Genomic DNA, 17,113 nt, shown 5'->3' with positions numbered 1-17,113 from the left:
ATTTTATAATATTTAATATCTTATTTTTATTGTCGCTCTTACAGATCGTCCGGGCATTGGGAAGTATTTCACAATCTCGTAATTCTTGTCCATCAGGTTCAGTACTTCCACGCTGAAAGAGGTGGTGACTTTTCTTATCTGGAAATCGCGGCTTGCAGAAATACTGTGGTCGCTATAACTATCTAATCTGTTTTCGGCAATGTTTTGTCCCAACGCGTAGCGCTTTCCTGAAAATAGGAATGAGTAAGACAGATTGATCCATGGTGTTTCAATGCCTGCCTGCCCCGAAGCGGAGACACGGGGAGTGTAGGCTATCTGGTGTTTGTATGTCGATTCATACGTGTTTGGATCGGGTGGGGTAACGTCTAATGCTCGTTGGTATGTATAGTTACCCGAGAGGTTGATGCGGATTTTTTCCCAGGGTTGGAGGGAGAGACTTCCTGTACAATCGCCAAATCAAAAAATTCCCGACCGAAAAACAAAATGTGTCATTAAAACACATATTAACATAAAACAAAATGTGATTTTTGGTGCAAAATTAAAGCCTGTTTAATCATCGTTTAAACAGGCTTTAATTTCAATCTATGATCATGTAAACTGATAAATCAGGATTGGCAACAAGCGGAAGAACATCTTCATCATCAAGAACGCTCATTGCATATCTATGAATACTTTTTTTTATCATTTCCAACGTTGGTTTTTCAAGGAATATGGAACTGGCAAATGTCACCAGTTCGTTTCCTTCGTTATCGGTTCTGTCAATGGATTGTATTGCATATCGTATTATCCATGTTCCATCGGATAATTGTTCGATCGGCTTAGCCAATTTCCGGGGTAAGATATTTTTTCGCATTGCCTTTTCTTATTTGTTTTTTTAATTGTTTCTTAAAATTATATTCGTTCTTCAACACAAAAACCTCCCAATGTCCCTGAACATAAAAATATTCCCACCATGCAGGATTAATACGTTTCGCCACTTTCCGTCTTAGATTGTACGTATTGAAATGCCTCATTAATCCATAGTAGGAATTCAGGGTGGCAACAAATTTGTCCGCGTGTGCTTCCGCAAAGCCTTCCTCCGCTATTTTATTATATTTGCTGATTACATCGTATAAATTACCGACAACACGGTTTGAAATATAAATTCGACCGGGCAAAATGAATGCCCCTACAAACAAAACTCCCTTAGAATGATGCTGTATATATATTTTTTTAGGATGTAATTTAAGAAGCAGCTGCTCTTTCAGGTAACTGTCAAGCAAAGGAACAGTATTTAGAATATCTTCTTTATTACGCATTACAAAGGCGAAATCATCCACAAAACGCACATAATACTTGATTCCCAGTATTTCGGAAACATAGTAATCAAAACAAGAGCCGATAAAATTTGCGAATTTCTGCGCATGAAGACTGCCGGGGGCAAAACCATGATCCGGATCAGCATGAAACAAACTTTTATCATGAGGCAACTCATCCCATAAATGTAACGGTGATTTCCTATAACATTTATGCTGTGGCTGGTGAAAGATAACAGTGCGCAATATATATAATAAACACTCTATATCGTCGCCTTTATAGTTATCCCGGATAAACAGGTCGATCATTTCCCATAACAGGGATTTGGACATTGACATAAAAAAGCTTTTGAAATCACCCTTGAAAATGTATGCGTCTTTCGTATAATTTTCACTGACTTCCATGATCATCCCATTCAGATAGGTAACAGCCGAAAGTGCTCCTTCACCAATACGGCAATTTTTTGAAACATTTCCCTGTGCCTGAAAACGCTCTTCCAAAATAGGATCAAGGCGTAGATCAGCCCAATGTTGTATTACACGATCAACATAAGCGGAAGCAAAAATTTCACGAAGAACGGGCTTTTTCCGTATGAAGCATTTTGAATAATCAGGTTCGTAGCGACCGTATCTGATAGCATCCCACACGGCAACCAAATCCGTGTCATATTCAAACGAAAACTCTATGCAGTCATCTGTATTGCGTTTATTCTTGCAACAGACGTCAAATGCATGCACGATGGAAGATAAGGGTATGTCATAGATCGGTTTATCTGTTGCGGAAACGGGACGAACCCTGCCTGCGTTAGGCTTGTTGTTCGTGTTCACGTTGCCGTTGTTCATGTTCACGTACCACGCGTTCGAGGATTCAGCATTCACTGTCTTAGTCTTTCCCGGTTCATTACCGGGGGAATGCCCAATAGATAAATTAGATTGCTCTCCCATAAACTCCGTGAAGATTATGGCTCTGGCTTTACGGAAGCTGTCTTTTCCTGGGAAGCGGTGAAATTACGCCACCCTATAATTTGCTTTTCAATCGACGTAATCATCTCAATGATGTCTGCTGTCGTCTGAATATTGATCAGTTTCCGGTCTCGACATACCCTTAATAAGAGTTTCAACGTATCAAACTTAACAAGGAATTCGTTCAGGTATTCCACGCGACGCGGAAGGCTTGAATTTGCATAACGGATCAACTCACAACAGCGAAGGGCGGACATCATAAGTTCCGTACCGAATTCGTACCTGTAATTCTTCGGAAACTTGTCTCTTGCATCGAGTATCAACATTAATAACCGATACATACACTGATAGACTGGTCTGTCTTCTGCTTTTCCCATGTTAATTTTTGATATTTTTTAAATTTTTCTTTTGCTCCGCAAAGTTAATGATTGTCAAACAATTAACACTCATTTTTTCAAAATTTTAAAACTTAAAAAGCCCCTACCGGGGCTAATTAAACGTAACTATCTAAGAGATAAAGAGTTAAAGAGATAAAGAATCTATTGCGGAAACGGGACGAACCCTGCCTGCGCTAGGCTTGCTGTACGTGTTCACGCTGCCGTCGTTCATGTCCACGTACCACGCGCTCGAGGAGTCGTATTCGGTGCTGCTCCAATACCAGTCGGTTGTAATTATATTTTGATTACCTGATACAGAGGATAATAGCTCATTGATTTCGGTCTTATATTTAGCGATGGTAATGAGTTCTCCTTCACTGGGAAGATACCATTCGGTTTTGTCTTCAAGTCCGTCCTGTTCAAGCGTACAAGCCTTATAGTTCTTTGCTGCTTCTGCGGCTGGTGCACCGACGACACCGGAATTATCCTTGACTCCTGCAGTGGCTTCTATGATAGCATCAGTATTTTGCTTTCCGTCTGCCGTTTCATAAAGCCCTTGATTACCGTTCCCGTAATTCTTAACGCCACGGATGTCCGTACCGTATGCCCCCCATTTGAAAGTACGCCCGCCTATATCGTCAGTGCAGTCGCTTTTCGCTATGACGAACTGGCGACGATCCGCACGGATACGGACACCTACACGCAGGTATTTTGAACGGTTATTTGCGCTAAGGGAATTCCATTCTTCAGCAGTAAAGAACACGTTGACACCGTCTTCGATCCGGATTGTGGCAAAGGACAGGTCAAGCAGCCCGCCAGCCCATCTGATATATTTTGCAATGTCACTGGCAGGCGTATTTTCGTTCACGTTGGTAAAACCGATCTCCTGCAAAACAGATACCTGTTCTTCTTTATTCATGCGCAAAAGCAATGCGCTTTCATTATTCTTGTCTGTCATAAATATGTACTGTTTTAATGGATTACTCTTCTGCCGTTGCCCTTACATGCAACAGGCTTGTATTTTTATTCTGTACGTTCATGTGTCCGGTATTCAAATTGCACGTCCATGCATTTGTCGTATCATAGTACGTGCTCGTCCAGTAGTATTTGTCCGTCAGGAACATGCTGTCACTGCTCCAAAATGCACGCAGCATTTCATTGATTTGGTCACGGTATCGATACATGATCATCATCTGTCCGGAAGAAGGCAAGAACCATTCAGTATCATCCTCCAGACCGTCGCCATCGAGCGTGAAGGCTTTATAGGCTACGGCAGCTTCCGCAGCGGGTGCGCCTTCCACGCCGTTCGAATTTGTCCCTTTCAGGGCATCAAGGATCAGGCGTGTATCTTCTTTCCCGGTGAAGCAGGTGTACATTTTGCCCAGCATCTTTGCGGAAAGCCCGTCAATCGCTTTACCAAGACCGCCCCAATAGAAGCTGGAAGACAAGTCAGCTGCATAACACTCTTGTGCCGCAATGACAAAAGACTGCGAATGTGCCCGGATGCACAAACCACGACGGATAAACTTCAACTTGTTGGCAGGAGTCAACGAGTTCCACTCCTCACGGGTAAAATACCATTTGGAATTATCGGAAATCCGGTTACATGCCACCCGCATGTCCAGCAACCCGGTAGCCCACTTTATCCGGTTCGGGAACTCGCTGGCACGCGAGTTTTCCGTAATGTCGGCAAAGCCTACCGCCTGCAAGGCTTTTACCTGTTCCTGTTTATTGAGACGCAGCAGGGTTGCGCTCTGTTCTTTTGTACTCATGTTATTTGCTGTTTACTATATCGTTAATATCCATATTTTCTTCCGCAAACCGTTGAAGGTATTCTTCATAGGTTTCACCATTATAATAGCCCATGATTTCACCCACATTATCCAATGTGACTTCGGGATAATAGGGTTCTCCGCCATACGCTTCCGCATTAAACCAGTCGATGATCTTGATATAAGCGTCGATTATGGTGCTGACGGTCAGACCTTCGAAGCCGTTCCGGATCGCTTCTATATCCGAGTTCTCGATGACTTCATCCAGCAGATAGTTCCCGGTAAGTACGGGCTTCTCTACCTGATTACCGTTTTCATCCAGTCCCCCGATACCGAGTTGCAGGATTTCCAGCACTTCCGAACCGTTCCCGATGAAATCACGGTTTGTGATACGGATATGGCGGAATACGACATTACCTTCCTGCGAATCGATTATGTCGCGGATCATCTTTACAACGTCGATAAGCGGGCAGTTTTCCACGCGCAGTGTGGTGATGTTCGGCATGGATTCAACAACGATGCCTGTGTCCGCGTTCAACCCCTTATAGCTCAACTTATCGAGGTTCATCAACTTGAACTGTGTCATGGTGGTCGGCAGTTCCGCATATTGAACCGGACAGCCGCCTACAAAATTGATGATCTGCAGGGAACTGCCGTATGCCAACAGGCGCAAAAGGCGTGTTGCCCCGGTCAGGTCAAGAGATACCAGCTTTTTGAAGTTCTCAACGTTAAGGAGTCTCATGTACGGTTTTTCACCAAGCGGGAGGTCTGTGACGCTATTGTTGGCATATCCTTCGCGTTTGCTGCCGAACACCAGTTCCTCGACACGGATCAACGTAGTGAAGTCTTTTGCCTGTGTACCGTCGATGTTGACAGTGCTCAAATCACCCAAAGACTTGATCTTCGATGCACCGATGATATAGATCGCGCTCGATGAGTTTGAACCGTCGAAATGGAATGTCACCTTTGAGCCGTCTTCTTCCGCCCATGCCCCCTGTTGTGCGGCTGGCGTATTGAAGCCCGCCCACAATTTCCATTGCTCGCTTGCGGTCACTTCGATATTGATGTCCTCACCGATGGCGCGGAACATGCACATATTATCCGCCTTCAGGATCGTGCTGACACCGAAATAAGCGTCAAGGAAGTCATAACGGGCAGACACATAGTAATGGCGGTAAGGGATACCCATACCGGAGATCACGTTGAACGCCTGACCGCCCGGATTGGTGATATACTTCGCCACGGAATCACGGCAGGCGACGATCGCAGGGATCAAGAGGTGGTCTTTTTCTTCCGATTCACGCAGAACGGCTTCGTAGGAGAAAGCGGACTCGCCACCCGGAAGGCGCGATGTGCGGATTTTCTCCGCGGTCGCTGCAAGTCCGACCTGATCATAACGCCACATGCCTTGCCAAACGACGCTCATACGTCCGGCAAATACGTTTTCCCCCTCCATGACGCTGTCAAGCATCACGTTATACGGAAGTTTGAAGATACCGGAATTATTCTTTCCGTTCGTACTGTCCGAATCATAATCGTGGTTCATGTACCAACGGTAAATACCGTCCGGGCAGAGGTACAAAGCCCACATGCTGTTTTTCGATAACTGGTCGACGCCTGAATGATACAGGATACGGACTAGGTATGCGCGGAAAGAAGCCACGCTGCAATACTTGTCCATTTCCTCAACCAGCTTCCGGTATCGGTTTTCGAGCGTATCGCTGACCTGTGCCCCGTTGATACTGATTTTGCCGCCTGCCATACGGTTCTTCGGGTTACATGAATACACCCATTCGCAGAACTGTTTCCAGTGGTACGGTGTCTTCTTTCCAAGCGCATAGGCAAGGTTCATGCCGTCATCGTCCGGTGTACGGAATTCAAAGAACATCGTCCATTTGGGAACAAGGCTTTCCGTTGACAGTTCCGCACCGTACAAGCCTTTCACCCACTTGCTGTGCGTCGACTGCATGGTCATGAAGTTGTCGATATCATCGAAGATGCACATACCTTCATAATCAAGCATTTCAACACATTCAACCGGATTCAGGACACGTCCGGTAACGACCGTTTTCTTGCCGTTGAAAGAGATTGTTCCGGTAGTGTTCTTCCATGCCCCGTCGACGTATTCCATGAACTTGTACGAAGCGTCCGTCGATTTGGAAAGCATGTAGATCGTATCCTGATCGTAGTCGTCAGCATGGGACATGAAATAGGATTCCGTCACGTCCGGAAGGTCGGTGAAGTCGCCATAACTTAAACAGTCGGCATTGTAGCCGGGAACATCCTTGAAGCCGAAAGTCGGTGGATTTCCCTTGTCAATGTTCCAGTCACCGCGACACCAAAAGTACGCGTCATTGATATTTCCGGTATCCGACTTGAAGACAAGCACACTGTTACCGTCAATACTTGTACGCAAGTCCAGCGTGTTGTTTTCATCCGCATAGTACGCGTTCTGCGCTGGGGTCATATATTCCTCGCCCAAAGCCTTCTGCATATCGTTATTGATACGGGAAATCGGGGTGTTTACCTTGTCGGGTGATGCATAGTTGACCTTCAGACAAACCTTGTCGAATGGAATAGTCTCACCACGCAAAATGATTTTCTTGTTTGCAATCGCGTCGAGCAAAGCCTGCGGAGCCCGTTCCGGATACATTGCGCGGATAGTTGCCTTTTTCAGCTTGTATTTCCGGTTTTTATAGGTCGGATAGAAGGCGGATGTCGTTCCCTGATTGGTCGTTTCCACGTTCTCGATAATAAGGCTCATACCTTTGTCCTTGCAGAACAGGTACAGGTCTGTATATATCTTGGTGGACGTATCCGTTACGTTGTCAAGCGTTTCAAGTTTATAATCCCCGTGCGGCATTTCCACCAGACAGTCACACATTTCAAGTGCTTTGTTCAGGTCGATTTTATTGTCGGTTAGGATATCGTTCTTTTTGTTCAAAGCGATCATTTCGTCCGTATCGGACTTGCCGATTACAAACTCGTCATTGATCTGTTCGTCCGCCATTTCCTTTTCCCAAGAGAGCAAGCGGTACATGTACAGTTCCCCGGCTGTTCCGGAGAAGCTGATTTGTTCGGACTGTTTGATCGCGCTTTGTCCTGCCGTATATTTGGATGCGCCAATCAGGTCACCGTCACAATATAGCTTGATATAGCCTTTGCCGTCCTCTTCCGCATTTGCCTTTTCAATGACAAAGGCAAACTCGTAGATGTCGCCCGGCTTGAAATACCGTTCAATCAGTTCAGTTCCGAGTGCTTTGAAGTACACGCATTTTGAAGTGATACGCCACCCGATTTGGTTTGCTTCGTCCCAGCATGACACAACGTTCGCGTCAGGATCGGCAGCGTTCTGCGTTTTTATCTTGATGATGGTAGTCGATCCGGTCTGCTCAATATTGGTACGGTTATAGGGACGATAAGTACACAATGCGGTGGCATCATCCGAAACCTTGAACGCTTTTCCTTCGGTCTTGTCAGCGACAAAGGCATTCGTGGAATAGTTGAATCCGGTCTGCTTCATTTCATAAAGTCCGTACAGCCATGACTTGTCCTGATCCGAATTGTCCTTGTCTGCCGGATTGAAACAAATCATATAGCTGGAGTCACCATTGATGTCTATGACGGAACTGTTAACGGAGTACTCGATCGTATTGCTTTCTCCGGCTCCGCATTTGCCGTAAATACCCAGCACGTTTCTGATATTGTCCGCAATCGTAAAACCGTCGACACGGGTGGACAGGTTGAATGTACTGTTACGTCCTACTGATACGGTAGTCAGCACCGTATCGGTTTCACTGTTGTCTCCGGTAGAGGTATTGGTAACTTTCGCGACCTTGTGTATTTCGACATGGGCATCGGTAGCGACATGGCTGGGATCATAGCACGCCACTTCGATGTTCAGGTTTGCATACTTCCTGACTGACCATGCCGTTTCCGTTTCTTCGGAATGCGCAAGCGCCACGACAGGCATAAGACTTGACGGGTTGACAATCATCACATCAAAGAACTGGTAGTTCGACCATACGCCCGATTCCACGTCCTGTGCGACAATCCTGACAGTATATGCACCATGTTTCAGTCCCAAAGACGAAACGTTGATTTGCAAGTCCTGTGAGCGTGTGGAAGCCACGCTGGTTTGTGAGATCAGCTTCCATTCGTCGCCTATTTTGATATGTGCCGTAACGGTTGACTTATTGGCGGAGGACAGTTTGAACACGTCCGTCATGGTGATGAGTCCCGAACCTTCCTGCAATGTTTTGTACAAAGCCCATACACGGGAAAGTTTCAGGTTTACAGCCGTGACGCTGATTGTCTTCTGCGCGGTGTTTCCCCCGTCATCGGTGGCAACGACCACAAACTTGCGGTTCATCGCTTCGCTGAAATAGCTTTTAACGGGAATCACAAAAGTGTAGTCCGTATCTGACGGGGAACTTTCCCGGTTCACGTTGAACGTTTCAAGCGTTTCCCCCGTTGATTTGTCTTTCAGTTGCAGGGTTTCGATATTGTTGTATGAAACCATTTCACCCGATCCGGTACGTGACAGGATTGCAAGCCTGATTGTCAGGTCGTCAGTTCCGAGTGCGGCATACAGGGAGGTCTTTTGCGGATAGATATACACGATTGTCCCGGCAACGTCCCCACCGCCACCAGTTCCGACTGCAAAGGTGAAACCGTCGCCCAGCGGAAACCCTTCCGCGTTCTTCATGTACACACGCACCGTTCCGTCTTCCGCCTGTTCGCCATCCACGTCGACGGGCATGGCATCATAGACCGCACCACCTGCTACCGGGTTCACGCTGTCCTTGATGATTTCGGAATCGGTTTCGACTGTTCCCCCAGCGGCAGAACCGAAGTCGTTCCATGCCGCCAAGTCATTATAATCGGCACGGGACGCGCACAACTGTTTGGACTCGAATGTTTCCTTTCCGGTGCGGTAGATGATAACCACACCGGGTTTGATGCATTCCGTTTCATTTGCTGTCTCGTAAGCTGTCAGGGCATTGATAGCCGTTTGAAGAATATAGTATCCGTTTGATAATGGTGCAATTTCATCGATCAGTAGCACTGCGCCTTTGCCCGTCATGTCGCCACCAGCACCACCGAAGTCCGTCCAGTTCGCTTCTGTGGCAAAGCCTTCAAGGGATGATCCGGCAAACTGTTTGGATTCCCATTCACCTTCAGCAATTTTATAAGTCAATACGATACCCGGTTTGCGATAAGTGACATTATCCGCATTCTCCCTTTCCGTAATTGCGGCAATGGCTGCGGACAAGGAATAGACAGAGCCGCCACATATTTCGTTGACATTGATAACGGACAGGGCTTTGTTAGCCAGCGACAATGCTGAAGACGCGGTAGCCTGTGCGTCTTCAGCCGATTTCTTTGCCGCTTTTGCAGCCAAGTCCGCAGACGCGGCTAACTGCATCGCGTCGGAGTCGGCAGAAAGCAAAGCCCCGGCAAAGTAGATGTAGGTCTTGTTGCCGAACAGGTATATTTTATTCTCGTGCGGGTGTGTGCGGTCGGTATTCATATAGGCATCAACACCTTTCCAGCTTGGATAATACTTGTTGTCAACGAAGCAGGCAAATTTACCCAGACTGGCGAGAAATACAATTTTACCGTCTTCAGTAGGCGCACTGGACTGCTCCAACACAATGGAAGAGTCGGTTACTATTTCGTCGAAGCGTTCTGTTGAGTGATGTACGAAATCTACCATTAAGGAAGACACGCCCCGTGATATACCGTCGGCATCGTCAGAAAGGCTTTTAAGTTTACCCCATACTGTCCCGTCTTCGCTTTCCGATTCCGCTTCCGTGCCGATATTATCGGACAGCTTTCCGATATTTTCATTCGCTTTTTTAGCGGATTCCGCGGCTTCGTTGGCTTTATTTTGTGCAGCATCAGCCGTATTCTTTGCCGTTTCTACATCTTCTTTTTTTGCATATACGGAAAGGTTGCCTGTCGTTGAGACAAGTTTCCACCCCGGATTTTGAAAGGCGTAGATGTTACCATTGTCGACTGCATCGGGGGTGTTCTCGTCATACACCGTCACGATCTGACCGAATTTCAACGGCTTTCCGTCAGAACCGACCGGGGAAGTACTGTCCGCGTTCATCTCCGCGACGGTGGTGTATGTGTTACGAATCCCCAACCCGATCAGGTTTTTCTCCGCTTCGTTGATGACATCCAGCGTTTCATCAATCAAGCCGCCCACTTCTTCAGGTGATATGGATAAGGAATCTTTCTTTGCCGAAAGTTCCTGTGCCCGTCTTTTTAATTCGTATATTGTTGCCATTATCAGTTAAATCTTTAATGTATCCTCGATTAAAATAGTACTTGCAGGCATTTGGACAAGTGGGCTGCCATCTGCTGAAGCTATATAACAGTTGCCGTTATCGAATGTGAGTTGAACAATCATTGATTGTGGATTATCCCATGAATCTGCATACGACATCGATAGACTGAACACTCCGGAAATATTCTTTACAGACGAATCAAATGTACATAATCTCCGTTTGCCGTTCACTTCAGGAGCTATCATGGGAGTTCCTGTATTGGCAGCAGCCAAGATATTAAAATAGACAGTTTCATTGCCCGTCTGTTTTGCCCGGTATATGATTTCTGCTTTTCCGGAAACGACTTCACTTAGGGATAACTGGGCTTTCATGTCCTTTTCTATTATGGTCTTGTCCAAATAATCTGTGACAATAGCCAATATTTTGTTCCTGAATGTTACTACATCATTTCTGCCTACATACATATCTGACTTTGTATATGTTGTTGACAGTTTTACATACCTGCGCTCATATACTTGCGCTTCAGAATTGTCCGCAAATATTTCATTTTGAAATTTTTCCTGAACAACCACCCAGTATACTGGTTGTGATGTAGGCACAGTAAGAATATCCGGTTTTATCGGATAAACTTCATCACCTATCACGATATATCCATTTCCGACAATAGTATACACTGTATTGGAACCAAGGATTTCCGTGCTGACCGGATCGCTTAACAGAATATGTTTCTCTCCCAGTTTCATCCCGGAACAAATGGCTTTCAATACGTCTGCTGTGGATTCTTGCATAAATTCCAAATCATCCAAATAAAATGGCTGTCCGCCTTCTTTAAATAACAGTTTATTCATATTCGTATATTTTAAGGACGTAGGTTCGTCCGGCTGGTTTATAATAGTCAATCAAGTTTTTAATCTCATTCTCATACGTTGACAGGAACGACGGTATGTTCACCATGTAATTTCCCGAATAGTTCCCTTCACCGCGCTGCTGGATGTGTTTCTTTCCCACTCCTTCACCCCGTTTATACAGGTAGGACGGGATTTGCTCTTCCCTGCGGTGATACAGGTACGATTCTTTTCCCGCAATATCAGTGATGTATATTTCCCTGTTTTTCAAGAAAAACCTGTCGTTCAGCACTTTCTCGATATATATCACCTGACCGTTTATATTCAGCTTGTTGATAGCCTGTTTACGGTAGCTTTTAAACAGGGTGTAAATGAAGATTAAAGGGAGAAGGAAGATGGATATGATTGCAAATATCTTCCTTTTCCTTAATGACGGACGAAGCACATACTGCGCGTATTTGATAATGTCAAAATCATACCACATAAGTCAGGGAGGTTTCAAGGCTGTTCAGGATGAAGCACCCGGCTACAGCCGTATAGTTATTATTTTTAATTACATTGTATTCCGTAGCTGATGACGCTTTCGCGGCACATTCTCCAAGTTCGACGTCCAGTACGCCTTCAACCCTCTGTATCGCGTCAACAAGTTTTGTCTTATTGAATTTACCGCCATACTCGATACCTTTCAGATAATCGTTGATGGCGGCAAGTACTGGTTTACTACCATCCGTCAGGCGGATACCGGAAGCGTTGATAACCATAGGATCGACTTCTATGGTCGCGTTGATACGGATGTCATCTGCCGGAATTGACTGTATCGACAAGATTACCCCGGCAATCTTGATCGAATTCATATAGCTTTTAAATGCCGTCAGAACGTCCCCGGTCAAAGGACAAGGAAGTCCCCCCTCATCTCCGGACACGAGTATCTGAATACTTCCTCCGCGATCTTTGACTGCCACATACTTGACAAGCTGTTTGGTTTTGTCGATAACGGAATACCGGAACTGGTATTTCTCCGGATCATAGACCAGCGGATCACCATACTGGAAAGCCAGCGCACTGCTATGATACCATCGCACGGTCGGTATGATATTGGCGTCAATCCGTTCCTCCACGTCCGATTTGAACTGGTCAAACATTTGCTCTATGACGTGCGCTGTTGCCGCAAAAATGTAAAACAGGGTACTTTCTATTGATACGGGGGAAAACACCGAATCAAAGTCGGCATCACCCGTGATGCCATACAGGTCACGGATAATGCTGTTTGACATATAGGCATCCGTCATTTCTTTCTTTATTTCTGCGATTGTTCTAGCCATTACTTAAATTGTTCGGTAAACTGTTCGGTGAAAATTCTCAATCGTACCGCATTTGAGGCGGTTTCAGAAGTAGCCGGACAAACGGAGTTCCGCTGGCAGTAATCAGCCAGTTCACTGTTATAGACCTTTTCCGGGGTTTCGATTTCCTGTCCGGCTTGTAGGGTGTCCGTTATGCCCATATCGTTCGTCCTGGCAAGCATGAAAGCCGCTTCGATTGTACCATATTCCTGCACGGCTATGTCCAGCAGGGTTTGTCCGGCTTGTACTACAGTTTTCATCTTACATTTTTATAAATAAAAAATACAAATGCAATAAAAAAGGCTGCTATTACGGCTTTTGCCCACGGAGGAATGTACGCGACCTTTTCAACGACCTTTGTATCATTCCTCTCCTGTTTTTCCAGTTGTTCCTTCAGTGTCAGCAGGGTTTCCTGAATTTCCTGTATTTGTACCTGAATCTGTTCATTATAGGTTTCTTTCTCCTGTCTGGTAGACGTTCCCGTCGCTGTCTCCGTAGAGGTCGGGTATTGTTTCCCGGTCGAATCCGGTGGCGAATAGTTCGTCTTTTGCCAGTTGAATTCCATTTGCTGCATCATCTCGATAATTCGTTCAACGTTCTTGTTTACGTCGACCTGCGCTTTGTCCGTAGAAACTTCTTCCTGTTCCGTCTGCTTCTGCTCCGTGTTATCCTGATGGACGGTCGTGTCCGTTTTGGACGATCGGCAGGAGCAGACGGACAGCACCACGATTGTGAGTAAAAAAACGAGTATCTTTTTCATTACGGTCGAACGATTACAGGTGGTAAAAATGAGGTAAATTCACTCTTTACGTCGAAGCAGGGACATTCTTTCATCCACTCGCATTTTTCGACGATGCCGTTCCCGTTCTTGTCCGGACTGGTATCTCGATGCCCGAGGATATCAATAATGTCGTGGCGGTGGCAGATGTCCTGAACGAGCTCGCGCATCGCTTTCTTCTGTGCGTCCGTCCGGGTATCCTTTGCCTTGCCGTTCTTATCCAGTCCGCCCTCATAGCAGATACCGATTGAACATCGGTTATAACTGGTTTTCTCACCGGGAACGATAAAGTTATCATGTGCCCCGATTTCGTTTTCCGCACGCATGGGAATCACGCGACCGTCTTTCCGGATATAATAGTGGTATCCCCATTTTCCAAAGCCACGGGCTACGTGTGAATCATTAATTTGCTTCTCTGTGAAATCTTTGTCCTCGCGTGTTGCAGAACAATGAATGATAATGTATGTAGGTTTATTCATCTTTCTTTTCCTCCTTATTTTCTGTTTCGTCTTCTCCTTGAATGTATTTCTTATACTTGCATTTATACCTGTAATCAACTCCGAAGAGTGCGCCTGCAAAAGTCGAAACTTCGCCATAGGCGACTAAAACCGAGTTGTCAATCTGTCCCGTAGGTACTACCCAAAATCCGCAAAACAGCAGGATCATTCCGGATACGGACAGGAAAACTGCGATCCATAACTGTACGTGTAGTCTTTTCATGATACATACAGGTTATAGAATCAGTCGGAAAACTATCCATACCAGTAATATGACCACATCCGCCAACAATGCCCCGCGTACCGTCGCCCGGATGTCTGCCATATCCGGAACATCGTCTTTCGATTCCTTCCATTTACCAGCCAGCCATGCGGATACAGTTCCCAAAACCATGCCGCCCAATACGCTAGGGAAGCTCACCCCAAACAGGAAAACAGATGCTACCACGCACACGGCTAAAATGAGCATCCCAATCAGTCCGTGAATGATTTTGTCTACTCCGAACTTTTTAATCAGATCGTTACTTGCTTTCATTTTCAATCATTTTAATCGTTAGTAATTTCAATATTTATTTTATCCACCAGCTCCGAATAGTCAATGCCCGCGCGTTTCAGGTGGATTTTCATTTGTTTCTCAATGGCTCTTTTATCAGCCTGTGAACGGATATACCGGATCAGGTTCGCACCCAGCACCGGGTCTTCTTTCAACTCACCCTGATTCAGCTCAAGCACGATTGCCGCATTTTGAATCAGAGTGTCACCGATTACGAACCCGGTCAACCCGTCTTTTCCCTTATGGGGGACAATCCGGATATCACCATCCTTGTCGAGTAATAGTCCTTTCATTGCTTCACCCTTTCGTTTTCAATGTCCCTGACCTGTGTCTCTTTTAGTGATTCCGAAATGTAGGAAGACAACGCCGTTTTCAAAGCCGATCCCCCGTCGTTCGGTACAGGTGTCCATCCTGACAATTTCTGCTTCAATGAATTGATGTCCTTTTCAATCAGGTTCAGCCGTTCCGTCAGTTCCCCGACTTTTACCAGTCCGCCCAATGTCCCGCCATTCAGCACAATTTCGTCCACCTCATCAGCAGAAATCAGGAAGGCGTCAGTCTCCTGTCCCTCGATGATTCCGACCAGACAAGTTGTTCCCGGTTTCGGATAGATACATAATGCCCCCATTCCCAACTGGACATCATAATATTCAAGCTGGTCAATGACCCCGGTCACATCCATTGCCTTGTTTTCTTTATCAACCTTGTCTACCGTTACCCAGCGCAATTGCGCCTGTCTAGCCCCTTCGCGCCATTTTTCAAGCGCATCACGTAACTGTTCATCCGTAGTCATTCCGCACGTCCTCCCAACTCTAATTTTTGCCTGTATGTAGCATCGTCACTGAAATCCTTTGTCACCTTCTCAACGTAATAGTATCCGTTCATTTCCGGAGTTATTTCACTCTTCAGGTCAATCGTTATACCGTGACGGACGACAGGTATCCCGAACAGTTCGACGCCCCCGCGGTACTTCTGCTTTTTAAGGCTTTCATAGAAATCTCTGGCGAACTTCTTCAGGTCTTCGACCTTGACGGACTTTCCTTTTTCATTGTAAGTCAGGTTATAGACCTCACTTCCTTCCGTTCCGGCTTTTGCTTCCAGTTTCTTGCCGCCAGCACCGATGCTGACAACCTTGACCTGAAATTCACCGTTGGTTTCGTTCAGGTTCTGACTGACGGCATTTTTTTCCAGTACGATTTTCACCTTTTCGGTGTCGACCTTTTCGGAATAGACATTTCCGCAATACAGGACTTTACCGATGAAATAGCAGTGGAGGTTGGTTTTCTTCCGGATGTCGTTCAGGATTTCCGCGACCGTTCTGGAAGAATACCGTACCGCACCAAGTTCAGCATCATAGTTCGTTTTCACCTCATAGCCTTTGGCAACGTCTGCAAGCAGTTTCTTCAGTGTGACATTCTTTGCGGAATAGGACACTGTTTTTCTTTTCAGGTTATACATTTCGTCCTCGCACCGGATCGTCACTGGAACACCCCAGCCGATCAGCGATATATATCCTTCAAATTCCGTGTACAGGTTGGAATCATATCCGAGTTCAATCTTCACCTGATCCCCGGCAGACAGCAGTTCCTTCAGGTCTTTTCCGGCAAAGTATTTGATACGCCTGGGAAGGACTATTTCTGCAGAGTCTGTCAGCATCTTCCATGAACTTTCGATGTGAACCGACGAAATCGTATAGATGACCAGTTCCTCGCGTCTCTTGTTTGCCGGGAATGTGATCCGGCTGCACATCATATAGCTCATAGTGTCAGTTCATAAGGGTTATCACTCGTTGCTTCTATCGTGAACGGAACTACGCTGCTATTTCCCTGAATCGGATTGAACGAAATGTTATCAATGACAATGGAGTAAATTTCCTTGTTGTTGAAGATGCTTCCCGTAACTCCGACCGCTTCCGTCACTTTGCGGAACTTGCAGAGCGCGTTCACTTGTTCGGCAACCGTCTTATAACCTTCCCGGCTTTTGTCTGCTATGCAGAATCCCCGAATATTGATTTTCCAGTCGTCGAGCCCGTAGACTTCCTTTACAGTTCCGTGAACACCCAATACCTTCGTTTTTGAACAGTTCATCGAGCGCGAAAAGTCCACGATCGTTGCATACGGCATCGGAAAACTAGCCATATTCATCGTGCCGCGTGACCCGTCCGGATTATAGGTGCTGTATTGCTTGTTACCGTCAAGGGTAAACGTCCCGATGACCGGAGTCCCCATCCAGCTGTATGCTTCGGCTTCGGCATCCGGAATCGTTGTCACTCCGATGTATTTCCCCGGATCGTAATCCTGCAGGGTTCGTCCCCACGGAAGATAAATCGGGGATGAAATCCCGAAGACCTCCGTGAACAATGCACCAATATTTAACGCTGTATTTCCTGTCATA

The 17,113-nt window shown here is 46.0% G+C and carries 18 protein-coding genes and 1 pseudogene; all 19 read right to left on the bottom strand.

The window, feature by feature from the left end:
- Positions 1-12: 12 nt before the first annotated feature.
- Positions 13-444 (bottom strand): annotated as a pseudogene (locus AB3G73_RS08685) (TonB-dependent receptor); the annotation flags it as partial.
- Positions 445-577: 133 nt separating this feature from the next.
- Positions 578-853, bottom strand: a complete 276-nt coding sequence (locus tag AB3G73_RS08680; RefSeq protein WP_008766343.1) for a hypothetical protein — start codon at positions 851-853, stop codon at positions 578-580.
- Entirely contained in the window at positions 819-2,240 is a 1,422-nt protein-coding gene (locus AB3G73_RS08675) for a reverse transcriptase (protein WP_367744530.1), read from the bottom strand. The genes AB3G73_RS08680 and AB3G73_RS08675 overlap by 35 nt, the downstream gene beginning before the upstream one ends.
- A 14-nt stretch (positions 2,241-2,254) precedes the next feature.
- Positions 2,255-2,635, bottom strand: a complete 381-nt coding sequence (locus AB3G73_RS08670) for a four helix bundle protein (protein WP_004308951.1) — start codon at positions 2,633-2,635, stop codon at positions 2,255-2,257.
- Positions 2,636-2,780: 145 nt separating this feature from the next.
- On the bottom strand, positions 2,781-3,593 hold the full coding sequence (locus AB3G73_RS08665) for a DUF1566 domain-containing protein (protein WP_367744528.1): 813 nt from the start codon (positions 3,591-3,593) through the stop codon (positions 2,781-2,783).
- 22 nt (positions 3,594-3,615) lie between these two features.
- Positions 3,616-4,407, bottom strand: coding sequence for a hypothetical protein (locus tag AB3G73_RS08660; RefSeq protein ID WP_008766339.1), 792 nt, complete (start codon positions 4,405-4,407; stop codon positions 3,616-3,618).
- A gap of 1 nt (position 4,408) precedes the next feature.
- Positions 4,409-10,705, bottom strand: coding sequence for a hypothetical protein (locus AB3G73_RS08655; protein ID WP_225720187.1), 6,297 nt, complete (start codon positions 10,703-10,705; stop codon positions 4,409-4,411).
- 6 nt (positions 10,706-10,711) lie between these two features.
- Complete coding sequence (locus AB3G73_RS08650) at positions 10,712-11,554, bottom strand: hypothetical protein (protein ID WP_149948897.1); 843 nt, start codon at positions 11,552-11,554, stop codon at positions 10,712-10,714.
- On the bottom strand, positions 11,547-12,035 hold the full coding sequence (locus tag AB3G73_RS08645; RefSeq protein WP_008766336.1) for a hypothetical protein: 489 nt from the start codon (positions 12,033-12,035) through the stop codon (positions 11,547-11,549). Before AB3G73_RS08645 ends, AB3G73_RS08650 begins: the two co-directional genes overlap by 8 nt.
- Complete coding sequence (locus tag AB3G73_RS08640) at positions 12,025-12,873, bottom strand: hypothetical protein (protein WP_119213185.1); 849 nt, start codon at positions 12,871-12,873, stop codon at positions 12,025-12,027. Before AB3G73_RS08640 ends, AB3G73_RS08645 begins: the two co-directional genes overlap by 11 nt.
- Entirely contained in the window at positions 12,873-13,151 is a 279-nt protein-coding gene (locus tag AB3G73_RS08635) for a LysM domain-containing protein (RefSeq protein ID WP_008766334.1), read from the bottom strand. Before AB3G73_RS08635 ends, AB3G73_RS08640 begins: the two co-directional genes overlap by 1 nt.
- Positions 13,148-13,651 (bottom strand): hypothetical protein, encoded by a 504-nt coding sequence (locus tag AB3G73_RS08630; protein WP_119213186.1) that lies wholly within the window; start codon positions 13,649-13,651, stop codon positions 13,148-13,150. The genes AB3G73_RS08635 and AB3G73_RS08630 overlap by 4 nt, the downstream gene beginning before the upstream one ends.
- On the bottom strand, positions 13,651-14,148 hold the full coding sequence (locus tag AB3G73_RS08625; protein ID WP_008766332.1) for an N-acetylmuramoyl-L-alanine amidase: 498 nt from the start codon (positions 14,146-14,148) through the stop codon (positions 13,651-13,653). Before AB3G73_RS08625 ends, AB3G73_RS08630 begins: the two co-directional genes overlap by 1 nt.
- A complete protein-coding gene (locus AB3G73_RS08620; protein WP_008766331.1) occupies positions 14,141-14,389 on the bottom strand; it encodes a hypothetical protein in 249 nt (82 codons plus the stop codon). Before AB3G73_RS08620 ends, AB3G73_RS08625 begins: the two co-directional genes overlap by 8 nt.
- A 12-nt stretch (positions 14,390-14,401) precedes the next feature.
- On the bottom strand, positions 14,402-14,701 hold the full coding sequence (locus AB3G73_RS08615; RefSeq protein WP_008766330.1) for a hypothetical protein: 300 nt from the start codon (positions 14,699-14,701) through the stop codon (positions 14,402-14,404).
- An 11-nt stretch (positions 14,702-14,712) separates the two neighbouring features.
- Positions 14,713-15,012, bottom strand: coding sequence for a hypothetical protein (locus AB3G73_RS08610; protein WP_008766329.1), 300 nt, complete (start codon positions 15,010-15,012; stop codon positions 14,713-14,715).
- The gene (locus tag AB3G73_RS08605; protein WP_008766328.1) at positions 15,009-15,512 is read right to left on the bottom strand and encodes a hypothetical protein; all 504 of its coding nucleotides are present in this window, start codon (positions 15,510-15,512) and stop codon (positions 15,009-15,011) included. The genes AB3G73_RS08610 and AB3G73_RS08605 overlap by 4 nt, the downstream gene beginning before the upstream one ends.
- Complete coding sequence (locus tag AB3G73_RS08600; protein WP_008766327.1) at positions 15,509-16,480, bottom strand: hypothetical protein; 972 nt, start codon at positions 16,478-16,480, stop codon at positions 15,509-15,511. The genes AB3G73_RS08605 and AB3G73_RS08600 overlap by 4 nt, the downstream gene beginning before the upstream one ends.
- Complete coding sequence (locus tag AB3G73_RS08595) at positions 16,477-17,112, bottom strand: DUF6046 domain-containing protein (RefSeq protein WP_008766326.1); 636 nt, start codon at positions 17,110-17,112, stop codon at positions 16,477-16,479. Before AB3G73_RS08595 ends, AB3G73_RS08600 begins: the two co-directional genes overlap by 4 nt.
- Position 17,113: the final 1 nt, after the last annotated feature.

Source organism: Bacteroides sp. L008 (genome assembly GCF_040812255.1).
GTDB classification, from domain to species: domain Bacteria; phylum Bacteroidota; class Bacteroidia; order Bacteroidales; family Bacteroidaceae; genus Bacteroides; species Bacteroides vicugnae.
This window is presented reverse-complemented; position numbering and strand designations above follow the sequence as displayed.

Excerpts from the sequence above, each read along its gene's own strand:
- AB3G73_RS08630 (WP_119213186.1), bottom strand. The coding sequence starts at position 13,651 with ATGAAAAAGATACTCGTTTTTTTACTCACAATCGTGGTGCTGTCCGTC.
- AB3G73_RS08660 (WP_008766339.1), bottom strand. The coding sequence starts at position 4,407 with ATGAGTACAAAAGAACAGAGCGCAACCCTGCTGCGTCTCAATAAACAG.
- AB3G73_RS08620 (WP_008766331.1), bottom strand. The coding sequence starts at position 14,389 with ATGAAAAGACTACACGTACAGTTATGGATCGCAGTTTTCCTGTCCGTA.
- AB3G73_RS08625 (WP_008766332.1), bottom strand. The coding sequence starts at position 14,148 with ATGAATAAACCTACATACATTATCATTCATTGTTCTGCAACACGCGAG.
- AB3G73_RS08600 (WP_008766327.1), bottom strand. The coding sequence starts at position 16,480 with ATGAGCTATATGATGTGCAGCCGGATCACATTCCCGGCAAACAAGAGA.
- AB3G73_RS08645 (WP_008766336.1), bottom strand. The coding sequence starts at position 12,035 with ATGTGGTATGATTTTGACATTATCAAATACGCGCAGTATGTGCTTCGT.
- AB3G73_RS08595 (WP_008766326.1), bottom strand. The coding sequence starts at position 17,112 with ATGACAGGAAATACAGCGTTAAATATTGGTGCATTGTTCACGGAGGTC.
- AB3G73_RS08650 (WP_149948897.1), bottom strand. The coding sequence starts at position 11,554 with ATGAATAAACTGTTATTTAAAGAAGGCGGACAGCCATTTTATTTGGAT.
- AB3G73_RS08670 (WP_004308951.1), bottom strand. The coding sequence starts at position 2,635 with ATGGGAAAAGCAGAAGACAGACCAGTCTATCAGTGTATGTATCGGTTA.
- AB3G73_RS08640 (WP_119213185.1), bottom strand. The coding sequence starts at position 12,873 with ATGGCTAGAACAATCGCAGAAATAAAGAAAGAAATGACGGATGCCTAT.
- AB3G73_RS08665 (WP_367744528.1), bottom strand. The coding sequence starts at position 3,593 with ATGACAGACAAGAATAATGAAAGCGCATTGCTTTTGCGCATGAATAAA.
- AB3G73_RS08615 (WP_008766330.1), bottom strand. The coding sequence starts at position 14,701 with ATGAAAGCAAGTAACGATCTGATTAAAAAGTTCGGAGTAGACAAAATC.
- AB3G73_RS08680 (WP_008766343.1), bottom strand. The coding sequence starts at position 853 with ATGCGAAAAAATATCTTACCCCGGAAATTGGCTAAGCCGATCGAACAA.
- AB3G73_RS08605 (WP_008766328.1), bottom strand. The coding sequence starts at position 15,512 with ATGACTACGGATGAACAGTTACGTGATGCGCTTGAAAAATGGCGCGAA.
- AB3G73_RS08635 (WP_008766334.1), bottom strand. The coding sequence starts at position 13,151 with ATGAAAACTGTAGTACAAGCCGGACAAACCCTGCTGGACATAGCCGTG.
- AB3G73_RS08675 (WP_367744530.1), bottom strand. The coding sequence starts at position 2,240 with ATGGGAGAGCAATCTAATTTATCTATTGGGCATTCCCCCGGTAATGAA.
- AB3G73_RS08610 (WP_008766329.1), bottom strand. The coding sequence starts at position 15,012 with ATGAAAGGACTATTACTCGACAAGGATGGTGATATCCGGATTGTCCCC.
- AB3G73_RS08655 (WP_225720187.1), bottom strand. The coding sequence starts at position 10,705 with ATGGCAACAATATACGAATTAAAAAGACGGGCACAGGAACTTTCGGCA.